Raw genomic sequence first — 9,813 nt, 5'->3', positions numbered from 1 at the left:
GTCCCGGCTGCCGTCCCTGTCCCGGCTCCCGCCCCCCGACCGCCCTGGAGGCTTCCATGTCCCCGTCCCTGCCGCCCGTGCTCACCGAGGTCACCTACGAGGGCGGCCGCCACGTCACCTTCGGCCGGCCCGAACCGGGCGGACCGCAGACGCTGTACCGGATCGCCGAGGGCGCCCTGGCCGCCGCCTTCACCGGCACCGACGGCTCCGCCGACGCCGTCCGGGCGGCCGTCACCGAGGGCGCCGAGACGGTCGTCGTCCCCGCCGGTGACCCGGCCGTGCGCCCGCGGGTGCCGCTGCTGCCCGAGGCGTCCGGCGCCGCGCTGCTGAGCGGCTTCATGGGCACGCACAAGAAGAAGTGGGGCGGGCTGAGCCAGCCGGAGGACGGCGGGTTCACGCCCCCCAAGTGGTTCTTCAAGGGCTTCGGCGACTGGGCCCGGCTGCCCGGCGAGCCGCTCACCGTGCCCGCCGCCCCGGTCGCCCTCATCGAGGAGCCGGAGGTCGCGCTCGTGTACGTCAACGACGCGGACGGCACCCCCCACTACGCCGGCTACACCTTCGGCAACGACCTGTGCGACATCGGCCTGCACCGCAAGGACCCCGGCTACAACCCGTACTGCAAGCTGTGCGACACCGCGCTCGCGCCCTGGCTGTTCCTCGGCCCGCCGCCCACCTCGGCGACCGGCCGGGTCACCATCGTGCGGGACGGCGCCACGGCCTGGGAGGGCAGCTTCGACTGCGGGGGTGACGCGCTGTACTTCCGCATCCGGGACATGGCCGAGCACCTGTTCTCCTTCCCGGCGGTCCGGCGCCCCGGCCTCGTCAACTACGTGCTGCTGGGCGCCGACGAGGCCAGCTTCCACGACGGTTTCCGGATCGCCGACGGCGACCGCATCGGGATCGACGTCAAGAGCCACGGCGTCAGCTTCGAGAACACCGTGCGGTACGTCTCCCCGGCCCCCGCGGCCGTGCTCCCGGCCTCATGAGCGGCCCGGCCGCCGCCGGGCGCAGGCAGGTGCACCTCGCCGCACAGCTGCCCGGTATCCACAACGTGACCGTCTGGTCGGACCCGCGTTCCAGGAGCCAGATCGCCTTCGACTCCTTCCTGCACCTGGCGCGGACCGCCGAGCGCGGCCGGTTCGACTTCTTCTTCCTGGCCGAGGGACTCAGGCTGCGCGAGCACAAGGGCGAGCTGTACGACCTGGACGTGGTGGGCCGCCCCGAGAACCTCACGCAGCTGAGCGCCCTCGCCGCGGTCACCACCCGGCTGGGGCTCGCCGCCACCGTCAACGCCACCTTCAACGAGCCCTACGAGGTCGCGCGCCGGCTGGCGACCCTGGACCATCTCAGCGGCGGGCGTTCCGCCTGGAACGTGGTCACCAGCTTCGACGCCTTCACCGGCGAGAACTTCCGGCGCGGCGGTTTCCTCGCCGAGGCCGACCGGTACGGGCGCGCGGCGGAGTTCCTGGCGACCACGCGTGAACTGTGGGACAGCTGGGCCGACGGGGACGTGCGCGCCGACGCGGCGGCCGGCGCGTTCGTCCGGCCCGGTGCCGGCCGGTTCGCGCACCACGGCCGGCACTTCGACATCTCCGGCCGCTTCACGACCCCGCGCCCGCCCCAGGGGCATCCGGTGATCATCCAGGCGGGCGAGTCCGACCCGGGCCGCGACTTCGCCGCCGCCGAGGCCGACGTCGTCTTCAGCAAGTACAACCGGCTCGACCAGGCCCGCGCCTTCTACCGGGACGTCAAGGGCCGCCTGCCCCGGTACGGCCGCGGACCCGACGAGCTGAAGATCCTGCCGACGGCCACCGTGGTGGTGGCCGACAGCGACGCCGAGGCCGCCGCGTACGCCGACGAGATCACCCGCGCCCAGGTCGGACCGCAGACCGCGATCGCGCACCTGGAGGCCGTCTGGGGCCGTGACCTGACCGCCTACGACCCCGACGGCCCGCTCCCGGACATCGATCCGGAGCCCGACTCGCTGACGCTGAAGGGGCATTCGCTGTTCCGCCGGGACCGCGCCGAGACCGCGCGGCGCTGGCGGGCCCTCGCCGCGGAACGCGGCCTGAGCATCCGCGAACTGGTCATCGAGGTCAGCGGTGGACAGACCTTCGTCGGCTCCCCGCACACCGTCGCCGACGCGATGGACCACTTCGTGCAGACCGGCGGCGCCGACGGGTTCGTCCTCGTCCCCCACCTGACCCCGGAGGGCCTGGACGACTTCGTGGCCCGGGTCGTACCGCTGCTCCAGGAGAAGGGCGTCTTCCGGCGGGACTACACGGGCCCCACCCTCCGTGACCACCTGGGGCTGCCCTCCGCCCCGGCGCGTGCCGCGGCCGATCCCACCGGCACCGAGGAGGAGGCGTCGTGACCGTGCCGCCGCTGCATCTCGCCGTCGCCCTCGACGCCGCCGGCTGGCACCCGGCGGCCTGGCGGGCCGCGGACGCCCGGCCGGGCGCGCTGTTCAGCGCCGGGTACTGGGCGGACCTGGTCACCGAGGCCGAGCGCGGCCTGCTCGACTTCGTCACCTTCGAGGACGCGCTCGGCGTGCGGTCGGGCGCCTTCCACCGGCCCGACGACCGGACCGACCTGGTGCGCGGCAGCCTCGACGCGGTCCTGGTCGCGGCCCGCGTGGCACCGGTGACCACACACATCGGCCTGGTGCCGACCGCGAACGTGACGCACACCGAGCCGTTCCACGTCGCCACGGGCGTCGCCACCCTCGACCACGTGAGCACGGGCCGGGCCGGCCTGCGCCCGCAGATCGCCTCGCGCGCCGCCGACGCCGGGCACTTCGGCCGCCGTACGACGCCGCAGCTCACCGACGACGACGTACGGGACCCGGAGCGGATCGGCCGGCGGCTGCGCCCGCTCTTCGGCGAGGCCGCCGACGCGGTGGAGGTCGCCCGGCGGCTGTGGGACAGCTGGGAGGACGACGCGGAGATCCGGGACGCGGCCACCGGGCGCTTCATCGACCGCGACAAGGTGCACCACATCGACTTCACCGGCGAGCACTTCAGCGTCCGGGGCCCCTCCATCGTGCCCCGCCCGCCGCAGGGGCAGCCGCCGGTGATGAGCCTGGCGCACGCCTCCGTGCCCTACGAGTTCGCGGCGCGCTCCTGCGACGCCGTGTGGATCACGCCGCACGACCGGGCGGGAGCCGAGGCGGTGCTGGCCCAGGTGGACACGGCCGCCGTCCGCGTGGGCCGCGACACCCGCGTCCGGCCGCTGCTGCGGTTCGCGGAGCTGCTCGTCGTCCTGGACGCCGAGCCGGGCGCCGCCGCCCGCCGCAAGGACCACCTGGACGCGCTGGACGGGGCCGAACTGGCCTCCGACGCCGAGGTGTTCACCGGCACCCCCGGTGAACTCGCCGATCTGCTGCTGGACTGGCGGGAAGCGGGACTCGACGGTTTCCGGCTGCGTCCCGCCACGCTGCCCCACGACCTGCTGGAGATCACCCGCGCTCTGGTGCCGGAGCTGCAGCGGCGCGGGGCCTTCCGCACCGCCTACGACGCGACGACGTTGCGGGGCCACCTGCGGCTGCCCCGACCCGCCGGCCGCTACAGCGGCCACACGGGGTCCGGCCTGCCGGCCCGGTGACCGCTCGGCGTCCGGCCTGCCGACCCCCGTGACCGCTCGGCTGGGTGACTGCTCGGCCCGGTGACCGCTGGGGCCCGGCGGCGGGGTGCCCGGCGGCGGGGAGCGGGGGGGGCGGAAGCGGCGAGCCTCCGCCGTCCCGGGCGGCCGGGACGGCGGAGGCTCGACGTGGGCGGGGCCCGGGGCCCCGCAGGTCAGGACTCGTCGTCGTGGCGGGCGGCGTCCTCCTCCGCCTGCTTGGCCTGCACCTCGGGGTCCAGGCCCGAGGCGCCGGTGCCGTCCACCGAACTGAGCCGGGGCGAGTCGGGGACCTCCGTCGGCGCGGGCGGTTCGACCAGCCAGTCCGGGTTGGCCTGCTTGTCCCACCACTTCCAGGCCGCGAAGGCACCGCCCGCCAGGGCGGTGACCAGTGCGGCCAGCTTCAGGGCGCGGCCGGTCCGGCACCGCCGCTGGTTGCGCCGGGCCAGCTTCTGGATGTCCTCGGCCGAGACCTGGCCGCGCAGCGCGACCAGGGCGGCGGCACCGCGTGCGGCGGCCTCGTCGCGTACGGGAGCGGTCGCGGCGACGGCCTGCTCGATCCTGGGACGCGAGTAGTCGGCGGCCTGCCGAGCGGCCTTGCGGGTACGAACGGCGGCCTCGTGCGCGGCCAGGTCCACCTTCGGCGGTACATGTGCGCGGGCCTGCTCCAGGCGCGGGGCGAGCCGGGCGTCGTACTGTTCGCGGGCCTGTTCCGCTGCCTGCGACACCACGGGCGCCAGCCGTACGCGTGCCTCCTGCGCGTAGTACGCGGCACGCTCCTTGGCCGTGTCGGCGTAGGGCGCCACCACTTCCGCGGCGTGCAGCACGCTGTCCTTCGCCGAGCCGGTCGCGGCGCGCACGCTGTCGATGCGGGTCACGGGTTTCCTCCTCCTCGGTGGCGGTACGGTATTTCGACTTTCCACCCTTTTACGGATCATGCCTGTCGGGGACCGGTGCGGCATGCGCGGACGCGCATTCGGGTGCCGACCGCTCCCCTGTGACGTGGTTCCGGGCGACGGGTACCCGCCGTCGACACTGTCATGGCTCGCCGGTCCGCGCCGCCCTCCCGGCGGAAGTCGTGGCCGCCCGGCGACCGAGGGGCCCGGGGCGTGGAAGGATCGACGTGTCACGGCGGACGACAACGGAAGGCGGACCGTGGCAGAGCAGTTGTACGCGACCCTGAGAACCAGCCTCGGCGAGATCGAGGTCCGGCTCTTCCCGCAGCATGCTCCCGTCACGGTCAGAAACTTCGTCGAGCTGGCCCGCGGCGAACGGGAGTGGACGCATCCCGGCACCGGCGTGCGCAGCAGGGACCGGCTGTACGACGGCACCGTCTTCCACTCCGTCATCGACGGCTTCATGATCCAGGGCGGCGACCCGCTGGGCAACGGCCTGGGCGGCCCCGGCTACGGCTTCGAGGACGAGTGCCACCCGGACCTGGCCTTCGACACCCCGTACCTGATGGCGATGGCCAACGCCGGGCCGGGCACCAACGGCTCGCAGTTCTTCATCACCGTCACCCCGAGCACCTGGCTGAACGGCAAGCGCACCATCTTCGGCGAGGTCAGCGGCCCGGCCGGCCGGAAGGTCGTCGACGCCATCGCGCGCGTGCCGACCGGACGCAACGACCGGCCCCTCGCCGACGTCGTCCTGGAGACGGTGGTCGTCCGGACGCGCGAGGGCTGAGCCGTCCGGGCCGCGCCCCGCCTGCCGGGAAGTCCCGCGGGGAACCGGACCGGCCGCCCGGCCGTATGGACGAGCGAGGCAGGATAGTGCCGTCAGACAGGCACACGACGAGCAAGGGGATCTGATGGAGCAGGCGGCAGGGAGCGCGCAGGACGCGCGCAGCGCGCCCGTGTGCTACCGGCACCCGGACCGCGAGACCGGTGTGCGCTGCACTCGCTGTGAACGGCCCATCTGCCCCGAGTGCATGGTCAGCGCCTCGGTCGGTTTCCAGTGCCCGGACTGCGTCCGGGGTGGTCAGGGCACGGGTCCGGCGCCGCGGGCGTCCCGTCCGCGCACGATCGCCGGCGGTGGTGTCAGCGCGGATCCCCGGCTGCTGACCAAGATCCTGATCGGGCTCAACCTCGCGGTCTTCGTCGCGATCAAGGCCCACCCCGCCCTGCTGGACCAGGTGGTGCTCTACGGCGCCTGGCCCCCCAAGCCGTTCCAGCCGGTGTCGGGTGTCGCCGCCGGTGAGTGGTACCGCTTCGTGACGTCGATGTTCGCGCACCAGGAGTACTGGCACATCGGCTTCAACATGCTCAGTCTGTGGTGGCTCGGCGGCCCGCTCGAAGCGGCCCTCGGCCGGGCCCGCTACCTGGCCGTCTACTGCGTCTCCGGTCTGGCGGGCGGTGCGCTGGTCTACCTGCTCACCTCCCCCGCGGCCCCGACGCTCGGCGCGTCGGGCGCGATCTACGGGCTCTTCGGTGCCACCGCCGTGCTGATGCGCCGGCTCAACTACGACCTGCGGCCGATCATCGCGCTCCTGGTCATCAACCTGATCTTCACGTTCAGTCCTGGTCTGAACATCTCCTGGCAGGGCCACGTCGGCGGGCTCGTCGCCGGTGTCGTCACCGGGTACGGGATGGTCCACGCGCCGCGCGAGAAGCGGGCGCTGGTGCAGTACGGCACCTGTGCCGTCGTCCTGGCCCTGGCCGTGGCCCTGGTGCTGGTCAGGACCGCTCAGCTCACCTGACGAGCTGGGGAACACCCGGATACCGAACCGTTGTCCACAGCGTGTGGCGGATCTTGTGCACACGGTGCGGACACAGCTGTGCCCCCTGTCGCTCGGATGTGTTTCCGCAGGTCGGACAGGGGGCGAACGGATGTCTGAGGATCGGCTGACCAGTCACACCGGCGTCAACACCCGATGGGTTATCCACAGATCGTCGTTCTTTTTCCCCACTGTGGAAAACGGCTGTGGATAACTCAGAGAACAGCCATGGGCAGAGCTGCCGCGCGGGGGCCGCGGCCCTGCCGTCCGGCTACTTCCACTGCGTGGAGACGCCGAAGCCGGCGGCGATGAAGCCGAAGCCGACCACGATGTTCCAGTTGTCCAGGCTGTCGATCGGCAGGGAGCCGTCGGTCACGTAGAAGACGACGATCCAGGCCAGTCCGATCAGGAACATGGCCAGCATGACCGGCGCGACCCAGGCCCGGTTGGTCAGCTTGATGGCCTGCGCCTGCTTCGCCGGCGGCGGCGTGAAATCGGCCTTCTTGCGGATACGTGACTTCGGCACGAGGGTCTCTCCTGTCGATGCGCTGCGTGGCCGCGCAGATAACTGGGTCGGGCTCGGGGGCAGCGTACAAGGGGCCGATATGGCGACTCTGTGTGCTCCCCCGGGCGTCCGTTAGCGTAGTGCTTCCGTGGCGCCGAAGGAGATAAGGGTACGTTGAGCAATTCTGCCGACTCCCCCGGGACGGGAGCAACGGGCTCCGGCACCGGCCGCACGCACCGCTTCCGGCCGGTGCGGGTCCTCACGGCCGCCGTGTTCGCCCTCGCCGGGCTCATCTTCTTCACCAGCTTCGACACGGCGAAGGGCACCGACATCCGCCAGGACGGCTCCCTGCTGAAGCTGTCCGACCTGATCCAGCAGCGCAGCCGCAAGAACAAGGAGCTGGACGAGTCCAACGCGGCCCTGCGCGGCAGCGTGGAGTCGCTCGCCGAGAGCGACGACGGCAGCTCCGCGGCCGAGGACGAGAAGCTCGGCGGCCTGGAGGGGCGGGCGGGCACCCGGAAGCTGACCGGCAAGGCCGTCACCGTCACCCTGAACGACGCCCCGCCCGACGCCACGGCCAAGCTCCCCGGCTACCCCGAGCCGCAGCCCGACTACCTGGTCATCCACCAGCAGGACCTGCAGGCCGTGGTGAACGCGCTCTGGCAGGGCGGCGCCCGGGGCATCAAGGTCATGGACCAGCGGCTGATCTCCACCAGCGCGGTGCGCTGCGTCGGCAACACGCTGATCCTCCAGGGCCGCGTCTACTCGCCGCCGTACAAGATCACGGCGGTCGGGGACCCGGACCGGCTGCAGCGGGCCCTCGCCGACAGCAAGGCGATCCAGACCTACATGGTCTACGTCAACGTCTACGGCCTCGGCTGGAAAGTGACCGACGACGGCACGGTGACTCTTCCCGGCTACTCCGGCACAGTGGATCTGCACTACGCGAAGCCAGTGGGGTAGACGTCCGTCCGGGAGCCGCCGGTGCGTGTGATCGTCAGAACCGTCAGCGAACTGTGCATCACCCTCGGCGCCCTGATCGTGCTCTTCGTCGCCTACGTGCTGTTCTGGACGGGCGTCCGGGCCGACAGCGCGATGAGCGACCAGATCGACCGGCTGCACCGGCAGTGGTCCAGCGGGAGCGTGCGGCCGGCGGACCCCCCGGGCGGGCGGACGGCGGCCGCGCCCGGCCCGCGGCCGTACCGCGACGGCGAACCCTTCGCGATCATGTACGTCCCGCGGCTCGGTTCCACGTGGAACAAGCCGGTCCTGGAGGGCACCGGCCGGGACGTGCTGGCCAGGGGACTCGCCCACTACCGGGGGACCGCGCGGCTCGGCCAGCGGGGCAACTTCGCGGTCGCCGGACACCGGCGGACCTACGGCGACCCGTTCAAGGACTTCCCCGAGCTGCGGCCGGGCGACCCGGTGGTGCTCACGGACGGTACGACCTGGTTCACATACCGGATCGACAAAGGGCCGTACCGAACAGTTCCGACCGACGTCGAGGTGATCGACGCCGTTCCCCGTACATCCGGGTACACCCGTCCGGGCCGGTACCTGACCCTGACGACGTGCGATCCGGAATGGGGACACAGCCACCGGCTGATCGTCTGGGCCCACCTGGACTCCACACAGCCTGTGGAGGCAGGCGAACCGGCGGCGCTGCGCCGCTAGTCTGGTGGCGTACGGCGTGGGTCTGGTGCCGTAGGGACACGGAAGGGACGGCAAGGGACGGCATGTACGGCTGGATCTGGCGGCATCTGCCGGGGAACGCGTGGGTGAAGGCGCTCGTCTCGCTGGTACTGGTCCTGGCCGTGGTCTACGTCCTCTTCCAGTACGTCTTCCCCTGGGCGGAGCCGCTGCTGCCCTTCAACGATGTGACGGTGGACAACCAGTGAGTACGCGGATTCTCGTCGTCGACAACTACGACAGCTTCGTCTTCAACCTCGTCCAGTACCTGTACCAGCTGGGCGCCGAGTGCGAGGTGCTGCGCAACGACGAGGTGTCGACGGCGCACGTGCGGGGGGCCGCCTCCCGCTCGGGCGGCGCCGGCGGCGGAGAGGACTTCGACGGCGTGCTGCTCTCGCCCGGCCCGGGCACGCCGGAGCAGGCGGGCGTGTGCGTCGACATGGTCCGGCACTGCGCCGAGACCGGCGTGCCGGTCTTCGGGGTGTGCCTGGGCATGCAGTCGATGCAGGTGGCGTACGGCGGTGTGGTCGACCGGGCGCCCGAGCTGCTGCACGGCAAGACCTCGCTCGTGGAGCACGGGGGCAAGGGCGTCTTCGCGGGCCTGCCCTCGCCCTTCACCGCGACCCGCTACCACTCCCTGGCCGCCGAACCGGCCACGGTCCCCGCCGAGCTGGAAGTGACCGCCCGCACCCACGACGGCATCATCATGGGCCTCAGGCACCGGGAACTCGCGGTGGAGGGCGTGCAGTTCCACCCCGAGTCGGTGCTGACCGAACACGGCCACCGGATGCTGGCCAACTGGCTGGTGGAGTGCGGCGACCACGGTGCCGTGGCGAGGTCGGCGGGGCTCGCCCCGGTGGTGGGCAGGGCCACGGCGTGACCGCGCTGCGCCCCGAGCGCGAGGACGTGTACGGCGGGGACAGGCCGTACGGGCCCTCCGCCGGTGCGCGGCCGTACCCGGGGCGCCGGCAGGACCCGCCGACGGCACCGATGCCCCGGCTGACCGAGGAGGGCCTGACGGAGCCGGCCCCCGCCCGGGACGGCGTACGGACGCGGACGCCCGCGCCGGGCGGGCACCGCACGCCGCCGCCTCCCGCCGACGACGAGACGATGGCGCTGCGCCTGCGCGGAGCGGAACGGTTCGGCGACGGCGGGCCCTCGCGCGCCGCTGCGGCCCCCGCAGGCCCTCCCGGCACCCAAGCCGCACCGGGCGGCCGCGCGGCCCGCAGAAAGGCCGCCAAGCGGCGCGGTGGAGGCCGGCACGGCAGCGGTGCCCGGGAGACGG

The 9,813-nt window shown here is 72.8% G+C and carries 11 protein-coding genes and 1 pseudogene; 10 read left to right on the top strand and 2 right to left on the bottom strand.

What is annotated here, in order from left to right:
- The first annotated feature begins 56 nt into the window (after positions 1-56).
- From GT045_RS08405 to GT045_RS08395, 3 genes are read left to right on the top strand one after another with little or no spacing between them, the layout of a single operon-like run.
- Positions 57-986, top strand: a complete 930-nt coding sequence (locus GT045_RS08405) for a fumarylacetoacetate (FAA) hydrolase (protein ID WP_161333786.1) — start codon at positions 57-59, stop codon at positions 984-986.
- Positions 983-2,374 (top strand): NtaA/DmoA family FMN-dependent monooxygenase, encoded by a 1,392-nt coding sequence (locus GT045_RS08400; protein ID WP_161333785.1) that lies wholly within the window; start codon positions 983-985, stop codon positions 2,372-2,374. Before GT045_RS08405 ends, GT045_RS08400 begins: the two co-directional genes overlap by 4 nt.
- Positions 2,371-3,603, top strand: a complete 1,233-nt coding sequence (locus GT045_RS08395) for an LLM class flavin-dependent oxidoreductase (protein ID WP_161333784.1) — start codon at positions 2,371-2,373, stop codon at positions 3,601-3,603. Before GT045_RS08400 ends, GT045_RS08395 begins: the two co-directional genes overlap by 4 nt.
- 191 nt (positions 3,604-3,794) lie before the next feature.
- Here the strand turns inward: GT045_RS08395 and GT045_RS08390 are convergent, their stop codons facing one another.
- The gene (locus GT045_RS08390; protein WP_161298383.1) at positions 3,795-4,496 is read right to left on the bottom strand and encodes a DUF5324 family protein; all 702 of its coding nucleotides are present in this window, start codon (positions 4,494-4,496) and stop codon (positions 3,795-3,797) included.
- A gap of 277 nt (positions 4,497-4,773) precedes the next feature.
- Here GT045_RS08390 and GT045_RS08385 point away from each other — a divergent pair, with 277 nt between their 5' ends.
- The gene (locus tag GT045_RS08385; RefSeq protein WP_161298382.1) at positions 4,774-5,304 is read left to right on the top strand and encodes a peptidylprolyl isomerase; all 531 of its coding nucleotides are present in this window, start codon (positions 4,774-4,776) and stop codon (positions 5,302-5,304) included.
- A 124-nt stretch (positions 5,305-5,428) separates the two neighbouring features.
- Positions 5,429-6,316: a rhomboid family intramembrane serine protease gene (locus GT045_RS08380; RefSeq protein WP_161298381.1), complete on the top strand. Its 888-nt coding sequence runs from the start codon at positions 5,429-5,431 to the stop codon at positions 6,314-6,316.
- A gap of 289 nt (positions 6,317-6,605) precedes the next feature.
- Here GT045_RS08380 and crgA read toward each other — a convergent pair whose 3' ends face one another.
- Complete coding sequence (crgA, locus tag GT045_RS08375; protein ID WP_161298380.1) at positions 6,606-6,860, bottom strand: cell division protein CrgA; 255 nt, start codon at positions 6,858-6,860, stop codon at positions 6,606-6,608.
- Between the two features lie 153 nt (positions 6,861-7,013).
- On the opposite strand from crgA, the gene GT045_RS08370 reads away from it, so the two are divergent.
- The 5 genes and pseudogenes from GT045_RS08370 to GT045_RS08355 all read left to right on the top strand — a co-directional run.
- Entirely contained in the window at positions 7,014-7,802 is a 789-nt protein-coding gene (locus GT045_RS08370) for a DUF881 domain-containing protein (RefSeq protein ID WP_161298379.1), read from the top strand.
- 21 nt (positions 7,803-7,823) lie between these two features.
- Positions 7,824-8,513 (top strand): class E sortase, encoded by a 690-nt coding sequence (locus GT045_RS08365; protein ID WP_161333783.1) that lies wholly within the window; start codon positions 7,824-7,826, stop codon positions 8,511-8,513.
- Positions 8,514-8,575: 62 nt separating this feature from the next.
- Positions 8,576-8,737: a hypothetical protein gene (locus GT045_RS38815; protein ID WP_190016099.1), complete on the top strand. Its 162-nt coding sequence runs from the start codon at positions 8,576-8,578 to the stop codon at positions 8,735-8,737.
- Positions 8,734-9,408, top strand: coding sequence for an aminodeoxychorismate/anthranilate synthase component II (locus GT045_RS08360; protein ID WP_161298377.1), 675 nt, complete (start codon positions 8,734-8,736; stop codon positions 9,406-9,408). The genes GT045_RS38815 and GT045_RS08360 overlap by 4 nt, the downstream gene beginning before the upstream one ends.
- Positions 9,405-9,813 (top strand): annotated as a pseudogene (locus GT045_RS08355) (hypothetical protein); the annotation flags it as partial. The gene GT045_RS08360 and the pseudogene GT045_RS08355, both read left to right, overlap by 4 nt.

The sequence above is a fragment of the Streptomyces sp. SID486 genome (genome assembly GCF_009865385.1).
Taxonomy (GTDB): Bacteria; Actinomycetota; Actinomycetes; order Streptomycetales; family Streptomycetaceae; genus Streptomyces.
The sequence above is the reverse complement of the archived record's forward strand: the minus strand, read 5'-3'. Positions and strand labels throughout refer to the sequence as shown.